We start from the raw sequence: 20427 nt of genomic DNA on the forward strand, positions 1-20427 counted from the left end.
ATTCAGAGTAGAAGACGACGCGGGTTCCGGCCCGCGCGTTTAGCGTTGCTGTCCGGCAGGGCGGTGCGTCGCCAGGTGCAGGTCCGCTACGCCGGTCTCAATATGGCTGGCCCAGAACGCCACACTTTCTGCAATCTCCGCCACAGCGCGGCTGTCGGTGGGTTCGCGCTCTTTGAAACTCAGCTCCAGGCAGATTTCATTATCCTGTGCGCCGCCACGCGCCAGCGCGTCCAGCAGCGGCTGCGGCTGAATACGGCCGCCGCTATTGTACTGCATTGTAAACGGACGATGCCCGCCTTTATCCATCATGCTCTGCTTGATATGAATGATCGGTGAACAGCGCGGCACCGCTTCCGCCCAGGCGTAAGGATCGTAATCACGCGGGTCGGCAGAGGTCACATCACCGTGATCGATATCCGCCATCATCCACATCGGCAGGGCAAAATCGCGCTGGCTCAGGCGTTGCTGCAGGGCCAGCGCGGCAGGGATGGTTTCGCCAAACTCGCGCGCCACGCTCATCGGTTCCCAGAAAAGATATGTCAGTCCCGCCGCGCGCGCATGTTCAGCGACCTCCTGCCAGCAGTCAGTGGCGATATCGATAAGCGTTTCACGGCGCTCTGCGTCCCGGAAATCCTGCTGCGTAAAAATGGCAAACTGCGACCCTATGGCAACACCGCCAAGTTCAGCAGTGATATCCGCAAAGGTTTTAAACCAGTCAATATAGTAGCGGCGCACCGCGGCATCGGGATGACCAAAGTGGTTCAGTCGTCCGTAGGGGCCGGTCATACCGGAGGTAACGCGTACGCCGGTGGTACGCAGCGCCTGCTGCATGCGACGCGTCATTGCGGTTATCGTGGCGGCAGGCCAGCCCGGATTAATAAACTCATGCGTCAGCTGCAGGTCACGAATGCGGATTTGCTCCGCCACCGTGGTAATTAAATCGTGCGGATCGGCAAAGCGGTTGACCAGCGGATTCGTATTAAGCGAAAGGGTAAGGGCCATATCAGTTCTCCTGTCCGGCACGGGCGCGCAGCGGGATCACGCGCGCGGAAGCCGCTTCAAACCAGGTGATGAACGCGTCGCGCTGCGCCGGGGTAAGGTGCAGCTGATGCTTGGTGCGCCGCCACAGAATATCCTCCGCCTGCTGCGCCCACTCGTGGTCAGCCAGATAGCGTGCTTCGGCCTCATACAGCAGCCCGCCAAAATGACGCCCCAGATCGCTCAGCGCCGTTGCGTCTGCCAGCAGCTGCGCGATGCGCGTCCCATACAGGCGGGCGTAGTGTTTACGCAGCGGCTGCGGCAGCCACGGCCAGCGCGCTTTGCACTGCTCAAGAAAGGTTTCAAAGTCGGCGTCAGCCATATCGCCCCCCGGCAGCGTGGCCGCGCGCGTCCAGTCAGGGCCCATTTGCGGAAAGAAGGGAGCGAGCTTCTGCAGGGCGTGCTCTGCCAGCTTGCGGAACGTGGTGATCTTCCCGCCGAAAACGTGCAGCAGCGGCGCATCCTGCTGGTTATCGAGGTCAAACACATAGTCGCGCGTCACCGCAGAGGGGTTGCCTTTGCCGTCGTCAAACAGCGGGCGCACGCCGGAGAAACGCGTAATGACGTCAGCCGGGCGCAGCTTCACTTTGAAGTAGCGGTTGACCACATCCAGCAGATACTGCTGTTCATTATCATCGGCGGTCACCGCTTCCGCTTTGCCTTCCCACGGGATATCTGTTGTGCCAATCAGCGCTTTATCGCCTTCATACGGATTGATGAAAATCACACGCTTATCGGTGTTTTGCACCAGATACGCCTGCTGACCTTCCCAGAATTTTGGCACAATAAGGTGTGAACCTTTTACCAGCCGCACCCGGCGCTGGCTGTGGCTCTGCGTCACATCGCTGACAATATCCAGCACCCAGGGTCCCGCCGCGTTGACGATTGCCCGGGCAAACAGCGTTCGGCGCTCACCGCTGCTGATATCTTCAAGGGTGATTTGCCATTTGCCGGCCAGGCGCTGTGCGGCAACGCAGCGCGTGCGCGGCAGAATGGTTGCGCCGCGTTCAGCGGCATCAAGCGCATTCAGCACCACCAGCCGGGCGTCATCCACCCAGCAGTCGGAGTACTCAAACCCTTTTTTATAGCTGTCGAGCAGCGGAGCGCCCTCGGGATCGCGCATCAGATCCAGTGTGCGGGTACCGGGCAACTTCTTCCGTCCGCCCAGATGGTCATAAAAGAACAGGCCAAGCCGTACCAGCCAGGCAGGGCGATCGGAGGGGCTGTGCGGCAGCACAAAGCGCATCGGCCAGATAATATGCGGCGCGGCGTTCAGCAGCACTTCACGCTCTATCAGCGCCTCGCGCACCAGCCGGAACTCATAATACTCCAGGTAGCGCAGGCCGCCGTGCACCAGCTTGCCGGAGCGGGAGGAGGTGCCCTGCGCCAGATCGTCTTTTTCACACATCGCCACCGACAGGCCCCGGCCCGCGGCGTCACGCGCGATGCCGGCGCCGTTAATGCCACCGCCAATAACAAACAGATCCAGCATAGTGTCACTCATGATTAACTCCGTTACAGGTATTCAGCGCCTGCCAGCAGGCCGGCAGATCGCTGCGGATCTGCTGATAGTGAGGGAACAGCGCGTCATAGCGCTGCATCAGATCGGGATCCGGCGTTTCCGGTGCGCCAAGCAGCGGGCGGACCCAGGTTTCGGCACAGGCGGCCATAGAAGAGAACGCGCCCACCGCCACCGCAGCCATCATTGCCGCGCCGGCCGCACCCGCTTCTTCACGCTGGTTGATACGCACCGGGGCACCGATAGCCGCCGCGAGGATCTGCCGCAGCGGCGCTGAACGCACCGCGCCGCCGGTCAGACGGATTTCACCGGGTCGATCCTGTCCCATCGCCTGGTAGCAGTCGCGCGCCGCCATACCAATGCCTTCAACCACGCCGCGCACCATGTCGGCAAAGGTGTGCTGATAATGCAGACCGGTAAAACCGGCACGCGCGCTGGCGTTCACGAAAGGACCGCGTTCGCCCGCCAGTGAAATATAGGGGTGAAACAGCAGCGTGCCGGGTGTGGTGCGCGTCAGCCAGGCGTCAATCTGTGCCACCAGCCGGGCGTGGTCGGTTTCGCAGCCAAAACTCTGCAACAGCTCGCTGGCGACATTCAGCAGCCAGTCAAGATTCAGCGTGGAGGCCATATTGGTCTGAACCTGCGTAACATAACCGGGCCACGGCAGGGGGATCACGTAGCCGGTCTGCGCCGGATTGAGCCAGACATCATCAACAGCAACGCTGCGCAGATGGACGCCGGTTGAGCCTACAATCGAACAGGCCGTATTGGCCTCGCCGGTATGTACGCCAGCGCCCAGCGCCGTCATCGCCATATCCACATAGCCCAGCACTACCGGCGTACCGGCACGCAGACCTGTCAGCGTCGCCGCCTCGCGCGTCAGGGGGTGGGTGATCTCTGTGCCCTCAACGATCTCCGGCAGCAGATGCCGCCGGTGCGTCAGCCCCAGCGCGTCAATTACGGTGTCGTCATAGCCGGCATGACGAAAGTTGCCAAAGGTAAAACTCGCTTCAGACGGGTCGGTGGCGCGCACGCCGGTCAGGTTGAGATAGAGCCAGTCTTTGCAGTGCAGCGCGACGTCGGCTTTTGCCAGCAGGTCAGGAAAGTGTCTGTCCATGTGTGCCAGCTGCGCGCCCTGCTGGCAGGTATTCAGTCCGGTGCCGGTGGCGCTGAACCGTGCCTGCGCCAGCGGATGCTGATTCAGCGTTGCCACAGTTGAAGCGGCGCGGGCGTCGAGCCAGATCCAGGCGTCACCTACTGGCCGATCCTCCGCGTCCACCAGCCAGCTGCCGTCACCCTGTGCCGTTACCGCTAACGCCGCCACGCGGGCTGGCAGATTGTCGATACGATCGCTGAGCTGACGCAGGGCGCTGGCCGCATCCTGCCAGGTTTGTGACATCGACTGCTGCGCCGCGCCGCCTGCTGCGCGATAATAGCGGTTACGCACCGACGCGCATGCCAGCTGTTTGCCGGTCAAATCAAAGGCCACAGCCTTGACCACCGAGGTGCCTGAATCCAGGCCCACAATGATATCGCCACTCTCCACCGACACCTCCACATAGTGTGTGCTGCGGGCTGCCTGCTATCCCGCCATCTGCCGTGTTAACGGCGTGTGATTATTATGCTGCTGTTAGTGATACTTCTTTTCTCACTTAGATAACATATCTTTCGTATTAAATTTCAGTTTAAGTAAAATATTTCAATCGACTTAGCGAGCAGGATCACGAAATCAGCCTGTCTCTGCGCAGCCGTCTGGCCGCGTGCAGGCTGATATGCCGCTAACATAAGGGAATTTAAACCTTTGTAGTGGATGCTATCCAAACAGCGATCCAGATCGCTCTCCTGAAAAAATCGCCGCCTGGCTGTTGACATTTTAGTCACAACAGCACAATTCTCATCACATTAGTTATCACATATATAACACAGTCCGCGTTAATTCCGGGCCGTTAACCCGATGAGGTGTCGTTATGTCTGATGTTTCTGTGCTCGCACACCAGCTTGACCGGCAGCGCAGGCGTCGTCTGCTGCTGACCGCCGTGCTGAGCTGCGCCGTCGTGGCAGCGATTGCCCTGGATACCCACGTTGTCAGAACAGATACTGCCGGGAGCGCGCAGCAGGGCTTTTCACCAGACAGCTGGGCTGAGCAGCACTTTCCTGAGGTGAAGCAGAGCGTGGAGCGTCGTGCCGTTGATGCACAAACGCTGGCAGCCGCGCTGCAGGCAAATCAGCAGGCTGCTGCCGCGCAGTATGGTGTGGGTTCGCCGCTGCCGGTGATCCCGGTCAGGCTGCAGGGCGTGGTGCTGCCTGGAGAGAAAGGTATTTTTCCGCTGCAGATCGCCGGCGTGCCGCAGAGCCTGAAAGTGCGGCTCCAGACCGGTCCAGCCCTGAGCGGAACCGATCTGCGCGACGCCAGCGGCACCATTCAGTTCGGGGACTTCACTAACCAGATTGAGTATCAGAACGCCGGTGCGGCGCTGAACCGCGCCATGAAAAACAGCGTCCTGGAGAAACTTGACCGCGACACGCTGCCGGGTAAGACCGTCCAGGTCACCGGCGTGTTTCGCCTGCTTAATGCCGGTAACTGGCTGATCACACCGGTAAGCCTGGAGGTTAAATGAAAGCCTTTCCTGTTAATCCGGCGCTGTTAAAAGGGGAAGTGGTGCTGCAGGCGTGTAACGTCAGCAAGGTATATGGCTCCACGCATGCGCTGAAGGGGGTGAACTTTGAGATACGCCGTGGCGAAGTCACCACGCTGTTTGGTGAAAACGGCGCCGGCAAATCGACCTTAATGAAAATTTTATCCGGCGTGATTACGCCAACATCCGGGGAAATTCTGCTTAACGGCGAAAGTAAACTGTTTCACTCCGCCACCGAGGCGCGCAGCTGCGGGATCTCGATTATTCATCAGGAGCTGAACCTCGCGCCCAACATGAATGTCCGTGACAACATCTTTATGGGCCGCGAAATCATGGGTGCTACCGGCGTCGACTACGACGAAGAGGCGCGGCTGACCCGGCATCTGATGGCCGCGCTGGAAGAGGATATCGATCCGCTGACGCCGGTAGAGAACCTGCGACTCGGTCAGCAGCAGATTGTGGAAATTGCCCGGGCGCTGTCGGTCAACTCACAGATCCTGATCATGGATGAACCCACCTCGGCCCTGAGCGCCGCCGAAGTCAGCGTGCTGTTTCAGGTGATCCGCGATCTCACCAGCCAGGGCGTTGCCATCGTCTATATCTCACACCATCTGGAAGAAGCGCTGGAGATCACCGACCGCGCTGTCGTGCTGCGTGACGGCGTGATGACTGCCTGGGCAGAGCGCAGCGATATCGACCTCGAATGGATTGTGCGCAACATGGTGGGTGAACATTTCGATCTCGGCTCTCCGCCGCAGGGTTACGACTTTGGCCCGCCTGCGCTGACGGTTGAGAACCTGACGGTGAAGAGTAAAACCGGCATCCGTCTGGTGGATAACCTTTCACTGACCGTAAAGGCAGGCGAAATCGTCTGTATCTATGGCCTGATGGGAGCAGGGCGCACGGAACTGCTGGAGTGCGTTGCCGGACGCATCGCGCAGAGCAGCGGCGGAATACGCCTGCAGGAGACGGAGGTCAGCCGCCTGTCTCTGGCGCAGCGTATCGCTATCGGGCTGGCGCTGGTGCCGGAAGATCGGCAGCGTGACGGACTGGTACAGACCATGAGCGTAGGGGAGAACCTGTCGCTCGCAAGCATCGGTGAGTTTGTCCGCGGGCTGATGCTCTCAGGCCGCCGCGAGAAGCAGCTGGTCAGTGACACCATCCGCAACGTCACGGTGAAAACCGCAGGCGGTGATGCAGCGATTGGGTCGCTCTCTGGCGGTAATCAGCAGAAAGTGGTGATTGGCAAAATGCTGGCAACGCGGCCCAACGTGCTGCTGCTGGATGAGCCAAGCCGCGGCATCGATATTGGTGCCAAAGCAGAAGTGTTTCGCCTGCTGGCAGAGAGTGCGAAGCAGGGGCTGGCGGTGGTTTATACTACCTCCGAGGTCGGTGAATGTCTCAGTATTGCTCACCGCATTGTGGTGATGAGCAAAGGACGTATCTCCGCCATTTTCGACGCCAGCGTGAGTAAAGAGCGCATTATGGCGGCGTCAGGTGAAGCACTGGTGGCATAACATGAAAAACGGAGTGAAAAGTATGACCGATCAAACGCAAACGCTGGCCACATCGCCCGCGGCGAACGCCGCCCGCAGTACAAAACACCTGAACCTGGCACGTCTGCTGCTGGAAGGACGCGCCTTTATTGCGCTGCTGGTGATTATCGCGACGTTTTCGTTTCTGTCGCCCAATTATTTCAGCGGGGCGAATTTTCTGACAATGGCCTCACACGTTGCGATCTTCGGACTGCCCGCCATCGGCATGCTGCTGGTGATCCTGAATGGCGGCATCGATCTCTCTGTAGGCTCTACGCTGGGGCTGGCCGGCGTGATGGCAGGCTTTATGATGCAGGGCATCAGCCTTGAGGCGCTCGGCGTGGTGCTCTATCTGCCGGTGTGGGCCGTGGCGCTCCTCACGCTGGTAGTGGGCGCACTGGTAGGTCTGGTGAATGGTGTGCTGATTGCTGTCTGCCGCGTACCCGCCTTTGTCGCCACGCTTGGCACCATGTATGTGGCGCGCGGCATTGCGCTGCTGATGACCAACGGTCTGACGTATAACAAGCTTTCCGGGAGTGAAACCCTGGGCAATACCGGCTTTGACTGGCTCGGGTTTAACCGGCTGTTCAACATTCCGGTTGGCGTGCTGGTGCTCGGCGCGGTGGCGCTGGCGTGTGGCTTTCTGCTGAGCCGTACTGCATTTGGCCGCTGGCTTTATGCGTCAGGCGGCAATGAACGTGCGGCCGATCTCTCCGGCGTGCCGGTCAAACGCGTGAAAATCAGCGTGTACGTGCTGTCAGGCATCTGTGCTGCGATGGCGGGGCTGGTGCTCTCTTCGCAGCTGACCTCTGCCGGGCCGACGGCAGGCACCACCTATGAGCTGACGGCGATTGCAGCCGTGGTGATTGGGGGCGCGGCCCTGACCGGCGGACGCGGTAACGTGCGCGGTACGCTGCTGGGAGCATTTGTAATCGGTTTTCTCTCTGATGGACTGGTGATTATCGGCGTTTCTGCTTACTGGCAGACGGTGTTTACCGGGGCCGTAATTGTACTGGCCGTATTACTTAATACGCTGCAGTACGGGCGACGCAGTCGCTGAATCGCGTGCGCCGCTGCGGTGCGCGTTTATCCGTAAAAAAACCTGTACCCTGATAATAACGGAGTCACTATGTTTACCAAACGTCTTATTATTGCCGCTACCGTCGCCATCAGCACCTTCGCTGCACCAGGCTGGGCCGATAAGGGCCTGATGACCATTATCGTCAATGACCCCTCTAACCCTTACTGGCTGACAGAAGGCCAGGTCGCACAGAAGGCGGCTGAAAAACTCGGCTACAGCGCCAAAGTCAGCGCCCACAAAGGCGATACCAACACGGAAAGCCAGCTGATTGATACCGCCATTACTAATAAGTCAAAAGCGATCATTCTCGATCCGGCTAACGCCGATGGGTCAATTGGCTCAGTGAAAAAGGCGATTGCCGCCAATATTCCGGTGTTTGTGATCAACGCAGAGCTGAATCAGAGCGGGCTGGCTAAAGCGCAGCTGGTCTCGAACAATGCGCAGGGCGCCGCCACCGGTGCCATGGAGTGGGTGAAGCAGGTGGGTGACAGCGGTAACTATGTTGAGCTGGTAGGGCCACCCTCTGATAACAATGCGGCAACCCGCGCCAACGGGTTTGATACCGTACTGTCGCAATATCCCGATCTGAAAAAGGCGGGGCAGGAAGTGGCGAACTGGGATCGCACCCAGGGCTTTAATAAAATGCAGTCGCTGCTGCAGGCTAATCCGGATATCAAAGGCGTGATCAGCGGCAACGATGAGATGGCGCTGGGGGCCATTGCGGCACTGAAGCAGGCCGGAAAACTGGGTCAGATCAAAGTCGGGGGCTTTGACGGCACGCCGGACGCGGTCGATGCGGTGAAGGCCGGCACGCTGGCTTATACCGTTATGCAGCCGGTAGCGCTGTTTGCACAGAAGGCGATTGAGCAGGCAGATACCTTCCTGAAAACCGGTAAAACCGGCGCGCCGGCTGAAAAACAGCTGTTTGACTGTGTGCTGATCACCAAAGAGAACGCCGGTAACTTTATTTCACCGTTTGTGCTTAAACAGTAATCGCAGACGCCCCGGTCAGCAGCAGATGGCCGGGGCACACGACGTTAGTTATTTGCATTAACGGGTTTAACGCGCTGTAATTACAACTAATCCTGCATTTTACTCCTCTCCGGAATCTATATGGCGCATAACCCACACGACACGCTGCCCGGTGTTTTCACGGCTGACACGCTGCCCGGCGACAGCCGCCAGGCACGCCAGCAGGCGCGCCGCCAGCTGATCGCAGAAGCGGTCATGGCCGAGGGCGCTGTACGCATCGAGGATCTGACCGGGCGGTTTGGTATCAGCCTGATGACCGCACACCGTGATATTGATGAGATGGTCGAGCGCGGCCTGCTGCATAAGTCGCGCGGGGTGGTGTCAGCTACGTCAACCAGCCTCGTGGAATCAAGCGACATCTATCGCGCCACGCGTCAGCTGGAAGAGAAACAGGCGATTGCAGAAGTTGCGGCCAGCTACCTGGAGCCGGGGCAGGCGCTCTTTATGGATGATTCCACCACGGTGTTTCAGCTGGTGCGGCAGCTTTACGCGAAAGCGCCGCTGACAGTGATCACTAACTCCCTGACCTTAATGAACGAGCTGCGCAACGGACGGGATATCACCCTGATGGGGCTGGGCGGGCAGTATCACCCCTGGTGTAATGCTTTTATGGGACGCATGACGCGCGAAGAGATTGCGTCACTGCGCGCGGATATCTTTTTTGTCAGCATGTCAGCGATTGTCGATGACGCGGTGTTTCATCAGTCAGCAGAGACGGTAGAGACCAAGCGCGCTATGTTTGAATCGGCGCAGAAGCGTATTTTGCTGATGGATCACACCAAGTTTGGCCGGCGCGCGCTGCATCGCTTTGCCGATCTGCGCGAGTTTGACGTGGTGATCGTGAATCAGGGCACGCCGCTGCCGCTGCTGCGCCGCATGCAGGATAACGGTGTTAACGTGGTGGTCGCCCCGGTCAAGCGCACCGCTGGCAGCCCGGAATAACGCTGGCTCATTTAACATAAGACTAAAGCCATCTCGTCTGCCAGCGCCTCCAGCGCCATTATCAGCTCAGCGGAGCGGGAGGCCGGACAGGAAAGTGCTGCGGGCTCCAGCGCGCCTGCGGGTAAACGGTCGCCGAACAGCATGACAGCCAGGCCACCGTGCTGGCGCGAGGCCCAGCAAATCCCCTGTGCCTGCGGGCAGGCGTGGTAGAGCTGGCCCGCCCAGCGCTGCGTCAGCGGATAAGCGCTGGCACCGCAATGAAGCAACTCTGCTGGTGTGGTGCCCAGCCGTTTTAACAGGCGCGGATTGAGATCGATAAGTGCCAGCGGGGTATGCGGCAGCAGACGGCTATGCATTAGCGGTTCCAGTCGCGTGCAATCAACCGGATAGCCGGCACAGCGCAACGGCAGATCGCGTAACAGTGTCTCCATCAGCGCAACGGCAACACTCTCTCCTGCATAGAGCGTCGGCACGGCAGTGCCATCAACGTTAAACAGCGGACTAAAGCGGGCCTGACCCACGCCGGGATTAAACTGCGCAGCGCCAAATACTGCAGCATGAATACGATCCAGCGGCTGAGCAACGGGCCACGACGTCAGACGCAGCGCGCCCGCAGGGATAGCAAAAGGAATAGCATCAGGCGGGAAGGGCTCCTCAGCCATTTATTGCGCCTTCTGTTTCCGCCTCAGCCGCTTTCAGCACGGCTGCCGGGCGAGACGCCAGCAGGTCGCACGGTCGTTTATCATCCAGCCAGCTATTGGGCGCCTGAAACCAGAACGCCAGCGTCCACGGCGATTTTGTATCGGCAAAGCGTTCAAGGAGTGTTTTCATCACCGGCAGCGGCTCGCCGCCTGCATCCAGCGCCCAGGCAGGGAAATAGTCGCGGCCCGCTTCGGTAATCGCAAAGATTTTACCCGCTTTTTTCCAGCGGTTAGCCTGCGCAGCAGGGTTGCGCGTTGCCGCGTTACCCCTGCGTAAGCCGCTGATTTCGCGGGCGGTCAGCCATTCTCCGCCGGAAAAAAGGGTCTGGCGCAGCTGTTCACGCCGCGCGATATTGCGCGCCGCAAAAGCGGTGTGGTCCGCTGCGGAATCGGGCAACGCCGGGGCTGTACGCGCTTTCAGACCGGCCAGCGTCGCGACGGCGCTCTCTACGGCAATCAGCAGTTCAGGTAACACGCTATTGCGCGGCAGGCGAACCACCAGATATTCACTCGCTTCATCGCACGGGATATCCTCAAGCGCAATCGCTGTAGCGGGCAGGGTGTTCATTACCTCATCCACGGAGAACAGGGTAAAACGCCGATGATCCTGACGGGAAGCGCGACGCATTTTCATAGTCTCTCCGGTTACTGGTTAATGTCAGAACATTTTCTGTTCATAATTATACCACATATCACTAATATCATGCATATCACGTTACCCTGCGGCTGTTCTGTTAGCTTTTCTGTACAGAAAACCAGCTATAACAGCTATCAGCCAGCTTTTTACCCGCGCGGATTGCGTAACGCTCGACATACCGGAACAGCAGTGCGGCCAGCGCAATACTGCCGCTTACCGACAGCGCAAAAACCAGCAGCTTTGTGCCGGCGCTGGCGTCAGCCGGCAGCTGGTTGAGCAGCACGCGGCGCAGCGGATAGTGCACCAGATAAAGGGAATAAGAGATATTACCGAGGAAATTCAGCACCGGCTGCGGCGCTGACTGCCGCCCGTCGCTGAGCAGAATAACGCAGGTCATGATAATGGCAGCCAGCCAGTAGCCACCATGCAGGCCAAATGGCTGCGGGCCTGTCAGCAACGCGACACCTGCAGCGGCAGCGAGTATCAGCCAGACAACGCGGCGTCCGCAGGTGCGCAGCGCCGGCATGTTGCCGCTGACAACCAGTTCGGCCAGCAGCATGCCGGTAATGAACTCAAACACAATGGTATTACTGATAAGTTTGATCCACGCCTGCCACCAGGCATTTACCGCCAGGTCCGGAGACGCCTGTGAGGAGAGGGTAACGGTGCCATTGTAAGCCAGCTGAAAACCGACGGAGGCAACGATAAACATCAGGCTGCAAACCAGACTGCGCTGACGATAGCTGATACACATCGCCAGCGTGAACAGCGTATAGAACAGGACTTCATAGGTCAGCGTCCACGGCGGTCCCAGCGCGCTATAACCAAATACCGGTCCGGTGCTGCTGTAATCCTGCAGGCAAAAGTAGAGCACGCAGCCCATCTGCTGGAATCCGCGTTCGTTATACACCAGCGTCCACGCCGCCAGCCAGACAAGAAAAAACACCGGCCAGATGCGAAAGAAACGCTTAATCAGAAAAGGCAGCGGCCGTTCAGCGGATTGGGCCGTGATAAACGTCATGATAAAGCCGCTGATGATAAAGAAGATATCAACGCCCAGCGCGCCCGGAATATGCGCCGCCATACCATCCGGTAACAGCAAAGCGTTATGCGCAACAACAACCAGCAGCGCGGCCAGCCCACGCAGATACTGAACAGAAAGGATCTTCATTTAACACATCCTGTGGCCGATCGGGTGGTCCGGAGGTACTTTGCCAGAAAGTACCACGATAAAAGATGATGCATGAATACATGCTAATTGAATCCCGCCGGGCGGTCGCCGGATTTATGCGTGAGCCGGGGTCGGGCGCAGGTTCTTTCACCAGGGGCGTGCGAACGTTCACCAGGGGCGCATTAATGCGCCCCCTACAAAATTCGCCGGAGCATCAGTAATGGTGTCCGGATAGCACGTCATCAATTCAATGCGCGCCCATAAAACCCGCAGGGGCATCATTAATGGCGCCCGAATGGCACGTCATCAATTCAATGCACGCCCATAAAACCCGCAGGGGCATCCTTGATGGCGTTCGAATGGCACGTCATCATTCAATGCACGCCCATAAAACCCGTAGGGGCACCATTTATGGCGCCCGGGTACATGCGGCCGATTCTGTATAAATGTCTATTCTGCGATATATTACCGGGTGCTACCTGAGTGCACATAATGTATATTATGTTAAATAAGAGAGCACATTCACGATGGCGCTCAGGCCTCAGACATTTGTCAGCCCGTTTTCTCTGTCACCCGCCTCACCTCTTCCGTTCAGCCTGTTATCCTCCTGCCGTCTCAGCGTGACGACTTTTTCTGCTGCAGTCGTCGCTGCTTATCCTGCCGGATACGCTCCACATACTTTTTCATGTCCGCTGCTTTAACCGGTAACTCTTTCTGCCAGAATGCTGCCGGCACATAATAACTCTCCGGCTCTGCGGCAAATATCGCGATCAGCTGTTCAAAGATGCGGTACAGCGCAATATCATGACTGACCTGTGCACGTACCACATCTTCCTGCATGGCAAACGCATACAGCGCATCAGCATAACGCTTCATCGCTCTGAAGCTCACGGGCTGCGCGGCGGTCACCTCATCAGGCGCGCTAACCGCATCAAACTTCTCCAGCAGAAAATAGACGCACGGCAGCATCATGGCGTTAATACGGGCCACCTCAATCAGCGGATCGCGTCGCAGCGTCTGCAGATTGCTGAACCTGGAGCGCAGACAGGCCAGCGGATTAATCACCCTGACCTGCTCGTGATACTCAGGCTCATCCGGATGTTCCTGACTGACATAAAAAGGTTCGGTATTGAGCAGCAGATTCTCACCGGCGAAGTCCTGCCAGGTAAAACCGGAAGGAAAATCGATGACGTCCACCGTATTGGCATGTGCCGGCTGCGCCGGGTCGGCAAAAAATCGTCCTTTTACCGCTTTTATCGTGCGGGTCGCCTCATCAATCAGGAGAAAGCGCGCCAGTGATGGCGGCTGACCGGCATCGTTCAGGTTTGCGTCAACGCCTAATGCGCGGGCAATGGCCGTAATATCATGTCGCCGGGCGGCATAATCCACGTCCACTGAGGTAATCAGACGCGCATCGGGCAACGCATTACGGTACAGCTGATAATAATAAGAGACCCAGTACTGCACCGCCTGACCGCCAATGGTGATCACCGGATCCCTGAACAGATGCGCCCGGGCAATCAGCTGTTTGTTCAGCAGATAAGCCTGTTCATAAGGCGGAATAACCGGATAGTCAGACATAAAAAAACCCTCATCAGCGAGGGCTTATTTTGCATCACCATAGCGAATCAGGTAAAGCTTACGTGATGTTTTGGCTGCAGTTTACACGATTTGCTCTGCGGCGATTTGACCGCTGGCTGATAGCCCGCATCTCCGCGTAACACCGCCAGGGCCTGAGCGTCATACTGCTTGTGTTGCGCTTTTTTCAGCTGTGCTGGCGACATGGTATAGGACCTTTTTCCGGGTTAAGCCGTAAATTTACGCTATCCCGCCGCAGGCTGCCACTTTTTTACGCGGTTCTAAGCGACTTCTGCTGACGTGTCGATCAACGCCTGAAGGCGCTGGCGATAAGCGGTGTCAAACTGCGCCGGCACGCGCCGGATATAATCAAAAGCGTGTTCAGCCGCTTCACCCTTCAGGCTGGCGAGATGCGCAAGCGCCTCGTCACAGCTGGGGATCAAGCCCTCCTGATGCTGATAGCGCGGCGGCAGCGCGGTCCAGATTACCGCATCAAGGCGACGATCCTGCGCCCAGGCGCTGAGCATCCCTGGCGTACTCTGCGGATGAAGCAGTATGCCCACACCATCTTCGCGCTCATCGGGAATCGCTTCACGGAGGCGCAGTGCCGCTATGGCTTCCGGCAGCGAAACGTCTGCCAGCCCGGCCCAGTAGACGTTTACCGGCGCCGCGTTCATACAAAGCGCCGTGGCCAGCTCTCCTCCATCGCCAATGCGGCAAAACTCCACCGGCAGCGCCGGACCATCCGCATGCCACTCGCCGGCAACCGGCAGTTCGCCGGGTTTCCAGATCAGCGACCCCCAGGCTAAACAGGCTATTTTCACCGCTGTCTCCCTATTGATGATGTTAATTAATGCGCGATCACTTAAAGGTAGCGCAGTTCGCCGTTCCCGCTACGCCCGGTGCAAATCCCCTGCGGCTTTCACACTTTTCCTGTTAGTTTTCTCTATTTCGGGCGCGCTGTGCCACACTTGCAATACCGTCTATTGGTAAGGAAAACTGATGCGTTACTCACTTATTGCCCTGGTCTGCACTGCACTGTGGAGCGCAGGAACCTGCGCGCAGCCTCTGCCGCAGCGCCCGCCAGATACGCTGATCCCTGAACAGTATCTCTCTGCGGTGAATGCCGATAACAGTATAACCTGGCGGCTGTGGGCGCCCTCTGCAAAAGCGGTGGATGTGGTCACCGGCGCCACGCCTGACCGCTATGTCGCGCATCCCATGACCAGGGATGAGCGGGGTATCTGGCGCTTCACCAGTGAACCGCTTACCCCGAGCCTGTATGAATATTTCTTTAACGTAGATGGCTTTCGCAGCATCGATACCGGGAATCCACTGCCTAAACCACAGCGTCAGGTGAATACCAGCCTGATTCTGGTGCCCGGCAGCCTGCTGGATACGCGTCAGGTCCCGCATGGCGAAATTCATACCCTGACCTGGCACTCCGATGTGCTGAAGCGCGAACGGCAGCTGGCAGTCTGGGTACCGCCGGGCGCGGAGAACACGCCGGATCCCCTGCCCGTGCTCTATTTCTATCACGGCTTCGGTGATACCGCGCTCTCGGCGGTGACGCAGGGACGCATCCCGCAGATCATGGATAACCTGCTGGCGGAAGGTAAAATTGTCCCGATGCTGGTGGTGATCCCGGACACGGAGACGGATATCAGTGATGCCATCCCTGAGGCGTTTGCGCCCGCTTCCCGGCGTGAAACCTTCTATCCGCGTAACGCACAGGCGGCCGACCGCGAATTAACGCAGGAGATTATTCCGCGGATCGCTCAGCGCTACCGCGTGCGCCGCGACGCCAACAGTCAGGCGCTGGCGGGGCTCTCTCAGGGCGGTTACCAGGCGCTGGTCAGCGGCATGCGGCATCTGGATCAGTTTGCCTGGCTTGGCGTCTTCAGCGGCGTCACCACAGAAACCGTGCCTGACTTTCGCGTTGCCGCACAGCTGAAAAAGCCCGCCGCCATTAATCGTCAGCTGCGCCTGTTTTCACTGGCGGCAGGCGGCGACGACATCATCACCGGCCGCGATATGACCGGGCTGCAGGCGCTGCTGGAGCAGCAGAAAATCCGGCATGAGTGGCACAGCTACCCTGGCCTCGGGCATGAAATGGATGTCTGGCGTCCGGCCTATATCGCATTTGTGCAGCAGCTGTTTAAACCTTCAGACACCCGGTAGCGCCCGCCACAGCGTCAGCTGGTTCTCAGCCGGCTGACGCTGATAGCTGACGCGATCCACGCTGGCGTAGATCAGCGGCCAGCCCCGGCCGCCCTCATCCAGCAGACCGATCTCATCAAAACCACCCTGCGCGCTCTTCAGCAGCGTCTCCGGCACCGGCTGCCCACTATCATACAGCGTGACGGTGACGCCCTGCTCATCGCAGGCAAAATGAACCCGATAGTGCTGCTGCGCATCATCCTGATAACCGTGGCGGATAATATTGCTTGCCGCTTCGCACAGCGCCAGATCGAGCGGATAGATCCAGCTCTCCGCCAGCTGAAGCGGCTGCAGAAAACGGCGCAGCGCGTTACCAAGACGGGTCAGGCTATTTAGCGTGGCGGGCAGCGTCAGCGTCTCTGTGGCAACTGCGTGGTGCATAGGCCCCTCCTTATTGCAGCGTCCGCAGCGCCTCATCGCGATCGGCGCACAGGGTAAAGACCCGATCCATCCGGGTCAGGGTGAACATACTTTTGATATTGCTGTTCAGGGCGCACAGGATCAGCTGGCCACCATTGAGCGATTTCAGAATAGAAATCAGCGCGCCCAGACAGCTGCTGTCGATAAAATCCACGCGTGAAAAGTCGAGGATGAGCGCGCGCGTGCCCTGCCGGATCTCCTCCAGCACCTGCTGCTTAAAGGGCAGCGCCACAGCGGCGTCCAGTCGTCGTACCATCGGTGTCAGAATACGGGTGTTATCCACTGTGTCAGATTCAAACTTCATGTGCAGACTCCTGTTCGTCCGGGTTGAGGCGTTCAATAACCAGCAGTGAAATGTCATCACCTGCCGGTGCGGTACTGTCTGCGGGCAGTTCGCGCCAGCGGTTAAGCTGCTGGTGCAGCGTCTGCAGCAGACTCTCTGCCGGCTGGCAAGCCTGCCCGGCCAGCAGCGCCTGCAGCCGCGCCATACCAAACATCTCCTGCCGGGGATTTTCACATTCGGTAATGCCATCGCTGTAGAGGCAGAGCCGTTCGCCAGGCGCCAGCGTAAAGCTCACCTCTTCCCAGCTCAGATCGTCGAGCAGTCCTACCGGCGCACCCCCCTCACCGGCAATCCGGATTGCGCCATCGCGCGCCACAATCAGCGGCGGAGGATGGCCGGCCTGACAGAGCCGTCCGGCACCGCTCTGACGATCGATGACGCCATACACCATAGTGAAGTAGCTGGTGACATCGCTGCTTTGCGCCACAAAGCGTTCATTCAGTATCGCCACCACCGCGGCGGGCGGCGTAATCGCCTCGCCGCTGTAAAGAAACCGTTCTACCGTACGGCCGTGGAGGAACTGACGCGCTACCGCTACCGACATCATCGCTGCCGATACGCCGTGCCCGGAGACATCGACGCTATAGAAACCGAGCGCCTGCCCGTCCAGCGGAAAAAAATGAAAGATATCGCCGGAGACCCAGGCAGAAGGTATAAACAGCCAGTCAGCAAACCAGCCGGCGTGATGAATGGCGTGCGGCGGCAATATACTGCGCTGCAACGCGGCGGCAGCCTGCAGATCGGTTTCGATCTGCTGCAGCGCCTGCTGCAGACTCTGGTTGCGGCTCTCCAGCGTCGCCTCCAGCTGCAGAATGCGCTCTCCGGCATGCAGCCGCGCCTGCAGCTCAACCCGGTTTACCGGCTTACGCAGAAAATCATCCGCCCCGGCGGCGAAGCCGGCGCGTAAATCGTCGGTGCTTTCGCGCACTGTCAGCAGGATCACATAGATATAACGCTGCCGGAACTGCTCACGTACCTGACGGCACAGGGTCAGCCCGTCCATAACCGGCATCTCCCAGTCGCTAATCAGCAGATTGACCGGATGCTGCTGCAGCAGCGCCAGCGCCTGCTCACCCTCTTCTGCCTCCAGCACGTGATAGCCCCACTGCCGCAGCAGTCCGGCCAGCAGCTTACGCCAGGTAAGCGCATCATCAACAATCAGTACGGATTGTGCGGAAACAGGCTGCATACATACCTTCCTAAAACGGCAAAAACCAAATCAGTGATACCGTCCCCTCACGAAACTTTGCGTTCGCACTGCTCCTGCCAGGAAAGCGGGTACCGCTATAGTTGCTGTACTGCAATGAGAAAGAGCCGGGCGTATAACCGGCATAGCCAAAGCTGTAACTGTAATCTCCGTTCCACGGCTGCTGCTGGCTGGCGTGCGGATACCAGAATGCGGTGGCGCGGACAAAGAAGTGCTGTTTAAAGGTGTAACCGCAGCCGCCCAGCATGACCTGCTTGTTGGCGCGCAGATCGTTATCCGCCAGCGAATAGTAGCGTGGCACCCAGCTGTAGCCGAGCTGGCAGGTCAGCGCATCTCCGTCATTAATCAGCAGATGACGCTCAAGCGGTTTTGGCAGTGAAAATTTATAGGCGAAGGTAAACGCGCCCTGCTCAAAGTAGGTAAAGCGCTTATTACCGGAGGGAAACAGATGGTTATCGCCATAGTTGCTGTAGACCAGGCTGAAGGTGTTGGCATGCCAGTCGTCATAGCCAAAACTGTAGCGAAAATCAGTCGTGTACTGGTCAAAATCGCTGACTGGCGCGCGCAGGGTAACGTTGGCAAACCAGTAGCTATAAGGTGAATACTGCATGCTCAGGTTCAGCAGCTGATTAATCTTCTTCTTTTGCTGCGCAGATTCAGAGCCGTTCGGGATGGTCAGCCACTGCTCTTTCAGCCCGCTTGAAAAACTCAGCGCGCCGGAGAAAGTATCTTTGTTACCGGAAAAGAGCCGTCCCCAGCGGCTGGTAAACACGCCCGCCTGAATCGGTTCACTGCTCTCTGCCGCGGCCCCCTGATCGGAGCGGATCTCTGCCGCTGAGGCGTTAAGCGTACCTGCCACCAGCATCACCACACCGCACGTTATCCCTGCCCGCTGCCCGTATTCCATCTGATGTCTCCGATCAATTAGGAATAAAACGTCCGCCAATCTCTTTCTTAGCCATCCACCACAGCAGACCCAGTGCGCCCAGATGGATAGCGGTGTTGCGCAGCCACGCCTGCTGCCACAAATCAAAGGTGACGAACTGGCTGACGCCCAGCACCACAAATACGTGCAGGATAAAGGTGTAAAGCGAATGCTGACCGAGCGGGATCAGAAACCAGCCCGCCACCCTGTTAATGGGCCACCAGCAGCGGGTGAGGATCAGATAGACCAGTAAAATCAGGCAAAAGTCGTTGATTACCCGGCACGGGCCCAGCGCATTTTTGGCGGCAAGGTGATGATAGAACCAGTTGAAATCAGCGGGCGGAATGATGTGCAGCAGCAGCGCCGGCGGCATAAACGGATTGGTATGGTTCTGTGCAACGAACATCATCACCAATGCATAAATCACCATAAGCGCGATCGCCGCATAGCCCGCCGGGGTGCGCGCCAGCGAGGTCAGCTCATCTTTGAACCAGCCACAGCACATGCCAAGCACGTAAATCAGCTGCCACGCCAGTAAGGGAAAGGCGAATTCAAATTCGGAGACGGTAAGCCGCAGCGGCCAGCGCTGGTAAGCGAGATAGCCCAGCAGCGACGCGGCGATCAGCCAGCCCGCGCGCCGCGACTGCAGCAGCCAGAGAAACAGCGGGCTGATCAGCAGCAGGCAGATATAGAGGCCGAGGATCTGCGTCTGATGCGGACCAATCTGCAGGTAAAGCACAATATTAAACCAGGTCTCTTTGATCTGCGGCGTAGCGGGAAACAGCGCCCAGACCGTACCGGAGTAGCGATCGACAAAGTGCGTGACCTCAAAAGTGTTGATAAATGGCAGCGCGGAGAACAGCAAAATCAGCAGCACGATGACGATATTCACCAGATAGATCTTCCCTGCCCGCCGCCATAGCGTCCAGCCAATTGTCAGCAGCACCTCTTTTTGCAGCCGCTGCCGGTTGAGCATACCGAGCATAAAGCCGGAAAGGATGACAAACCCTTCAGCCCCTGTCGTCAGGCCAAATCGCTCCCAGGTAAAGATATTGATCACGGAGAGCAGTTCAGTATGGGCCACGACCATCATCACCAGCGCAATCCCGCGCAGCATATCAATGCGCAGATCGCGCCGGCCAGGCACAGCATAACGCCATGTGTGCGGCACGGTGACAGACGGCGCAGCCGCGACGGCAGATTCGCTCATAACGCATTAGTCCTGCTGATAAAGGATGAGTAAAAACATTAATATAATATATATTTCAGATGTAAGGAAAAGTGTAGCTCCGCTGTGTAATAAATCACCTTTTAGCAAATATAGCGCTAAATAAGCTGTTAAAACCGCATTTTGCCAGCTATATCTTTTCTTATATCGTCATGCTCTGTAAACGTCAGCAACAGAAAGCCAGACGCAAATAATAAATTTTAGTGATCTGTTT

19 protein-coding genes are annotated in these 20427 nt (G+C 58.2%); 6 read left to right on the forward strand and 13 right to left on the reverse strand.

Annotated elements, in window-relative coordinates:
* Nucleotides 1-39: 39 nt before the first annotated feature.
* From B3041_RS08760 to B3041_RS08770, 3 genes are read right to left on the reverse strand one after another with little or no spacing between them, the layout of a single operon-like run.
* Nucleotides 40-1002 (reverse strand): sugar phosphate isomerase/epimerase family protein, encoded by a 963-nt coding sequence (locus B3041_RS08760; protein WP_292971463.1) that lies wholly within the window; start codon nucleotides 1000-1002, stop codon nucleotides 40-42.
* Nucleotide 1003: 1 nt separating this feature from the next.
* Nucleotides 1004-2542, reverse strand: coding sequence for a glycerol-3-phosphate dehydrogenase (locus B3041_RS08765; RefSeq protein ID WP_292971465.1), 1539 nt, complete (start codon nucleotides 2540-2542; stop codon nucleotides 1004-1006).
* Nucleotides 2535-4103 carry an FGGY-family carbohydrate kinase gene (locus tag B3041_RS08770; protein ID WP_292971467.1) on the reverse strand — a complete coding sequence of 523 codons (1569 nt, stop codon included), beginning with the start codon at nucleotides 4101-4103 and terminating at the stop codon, nucleotides 2535-2537. The genes B3041_RS08765 and B3041_RS08770 overlap by 8 nt, the downstream gene beginning before the upstream one ends.
* A 421-nt stretch (nucleotides 4104-4524) precedes the next feature.
* On the opposite strand from B3041_RS08770, the gene B3041_RS08775 reads away from it, so the two are divergent.
* The 5 genes from B3041_RS08775 (at nucleotide 4525) to B3041_RS08795 (ending at nucleotide 9783) form a co-directional block, all read left to right on the forward strand.
* Nucleotides 4525-5175, forward strand: a complete 651-nt coding sequence (locus B3041_RS08775) for a DUF2291 domain-containing protein (RefSeq protein ID WP_292971469.1) — start codon at nucleotides 4525-4527, stop codon at nucleotides 5173-5175.
* Nucleotides 5172-6710 (forward strand): sugar ABC transporter ATP-binding protein, encoded by a 1539-nt coding sequence (locus B3041_RS08780; protein WP_292971472.1) that lies wholly within the window; start codon nucleotides 5172-5174, stop codon nucleotides 6708-6710. Before B3041_RS08775 ends, B3041_RS08780 begins: the two co-directional genes overlap by 4 nt.
* A 22-nt stretch (nucleotides 6711-6732) precedes the next feature.
* Nucleotides 6733-7788, forward strand: a complete 1056-nt coding sequence (locus tag B3041_RS08785) for an ABC transporter permease (protein ID WP_065650474.1) — start codon at nucleotides 6733-6735, stop codon at nucleotides 7786-7788.
* Nucleotides 7789-7857: 69 nt separating this feature from the next.
* The gene (locus tag B3041_RS08790; RefSeq protein ID WP_065649363.1) at nucleotides 7858-8802 is read left to right on the forward strand and encodes a D-ribose ABC transporter substrate-binding protein; all 945 of its coding nucleotides are present in this window, start codon (nucleotides 7858-7860) and stop codon (nucleotides 8800-8802) included.
* Nucleotides 8803-8922: 120 nt separating this feature from the next.
* Complete coding sequence (locus B3041_RS08795) at nucleotides 8923-9783, forward strand: DeoR/GlpR family DNA-binding transcription regulator (RefSeq protein ID WP_065649364.1); 861 nt, start codon at nucleotides 8923-8925, stop codon at nucleotides 9781-9783.
* 11 nt (nucleotides 9784-9794) lie between these two features.
* Here the strand turns inward: B3041_RS08795 and B3041_RS08800 are convergent, their stop codons facing one another.
* The 5 genes from B3041_RS08800 to B3041_RS08820 all read right to left on the reverse strand — a co-directional run bounded on the left by B3041_RS08800 (nucleotide 9795) and on the right by B3041_RS08820 (nucleotide 14694).
* Complete coding sequence (locus B3041_RS08800) at nucleotides 9795-10445, reverse strand: RES family NAD+ phosphorylase (protein WP_065649365.1); 651 nt, start codon at nucleotides 10443-10445, stop codon at nucleotides 9795-9797.
* Nucleotides 10438-11118, reverse strand: coding sequence for a DUF2384 domain-containing protein (locus B3041_RS08805; protein ID WP_292971479.1), 681 nt, complete (start codon nucleotides 11116-11118; stop codon nucleotides 10438-10440). The genes B3041_RS08800 and B3041_RS08805 overlap by 8 nt, the downstream gene beginning before the upstream one ends.
* 100 nt (nucleotides 11119-11218) lie before the next feature.
* Nucleotides 11219-12292 carry an acyltransferase family protein gene (locus B3041_RS08810; RefSeq protein ID WP_292971482.1) on the reverse strand — a complete coding sequence of 358 codons (1074 nt, stop codon included), beginning with the start codon at nucleotides 12290-12292 and terminating at the stop codon, nucleotides 11219-11221.
* Nucleotides 12293-12907: 615 nt separating this feature from the next.
* The gene (locus B3041_RS08815) at nucleotides 12908-13873 is read right to left on the reverse strand and encodes a hypothetical protein (RefSeq protein WP_292971485.1); all 966 of its coding nucleotides are present in this window, start codon (nucleotides 13871-13873) and stop codon (nucleotides 12908-12910) included.
* Nucleotides 13874-14151: 278 nt separating this feature from the next.
* Nucleotides 14152-14694, reverse strand: a complete 543-nt coding sequence (locus B3041_RS08820; RefSeq protein WP_065649369.1) for a hypothetical protein — start codon at nucleotides 14692-14694, stop codon at nucleotides 14152-14154.
* Between the two features lie 178 nt (nucleotides 14695-14872).
* Between B3041_RS08820 and B3041_RS08825 the strand changes: the two genes are divergently transcribed.
* Nucleotides 14873-16051: an alpha/beta hydrolase gene (locus tag B3041_RS08825; RefSeq protein WP_349678557.1), complete on the forward strand. Its 1179-nt coding sequence runs from the start codon at nucleotides 14873-14875 to the stop codon at nucleotides 16049-16051.
* Here the strand turns inward: B3041_RS08825 and B3041_RS08830 are convergent.
* Genes B3041_RS08830 through opgC form a run of 5 tightly spaced genes read right to left on the reverse strand, consistent with a single transcriptional unit; the run spans nucleotide 16037 to nucleotide 20195 of the window.
* Complete coding sequence (locus tag B3041_RS08830) at nucleotides 16037-16471, reverse strand: ATP-binding protein (RefSeq protein ID WP_065649371.1); 435 nt, start codon at nucleotides 16469-16471, stop codon at nucleotides 16037-16039. The two genes, B3041_RS08825 and B3041_RS08830, sit on opposite strands and share 15 nt — an antisense overlap.
* A 10-nt stretch (nucleotides 16472-16481) precedes the next feature.
* On the reverse strand, nucleotides 16482-16814 hold the full coding sequence (locus B3041_RS08835) for an STAS domain-containing protein (RefSeq protein ID WP_292971490.1): 333 nt from the start codon (nucleotides 16812-16814) through the stop codon (nucleotides 16482-16484).
* Nucleotides 16804-18042 carry a PP2C family protein-serine/threonine phosphatase gene (locus B3041_RS08840; RefSeq protein WP_065649373.1) on the reverse strand — a complete coding sequence of 413 codons (1239 nt, stop codon included), beginning with the start codon at nucleotides 18040-18042 and terminating at the stop codon, nucleotides 16804-16806. Before B3041_RS08840 ends, B3041_RS08835 begins: the two co-directional genes overlap by 11 nt.
* A gap of 10 nt (nucleotides 18043-18052) precedes the next feature.
* Nucleotides 18053-18925 carry a hypothetical protein gene (locus tag B3041_RS08845; RefSeq protein WP_292972435.1) on the reverse strand — a complete coding sequence of 291 codons (873 nt, stop codon included), beginning with the start codon at nucleotides 18923-18925 and terminating at the stop codon, nucleotides 18053-18055.
* 55 nt (nucleotides 18926-18980) lie between these two features.
* Nucleotides 18981-20195 carry an OpgC domain-containing protein gene (gene opgC / locus B3041_RS08850; RefSeq protein WP_065649375.1) on the reverse strand — a complete coding sequence of 405 codons (1215 nt, stop codon included), beginning with the start codon at nucleotides 20193-20195 and terminating at the stop codon, nucleotides 18981-18983.
* Nucleotides 20196-20427: the final 232 nt, after the last annotated feature.

The organism is Pantoea sp. UBA4549, assembly GCF_002387285.1.
Lineage (GTDB): Bacteria > Pseudomonadota > Gammaproteobacteria > Enterobacterales > Enterobacteriaceae > Pantoea > Pantoea borealis.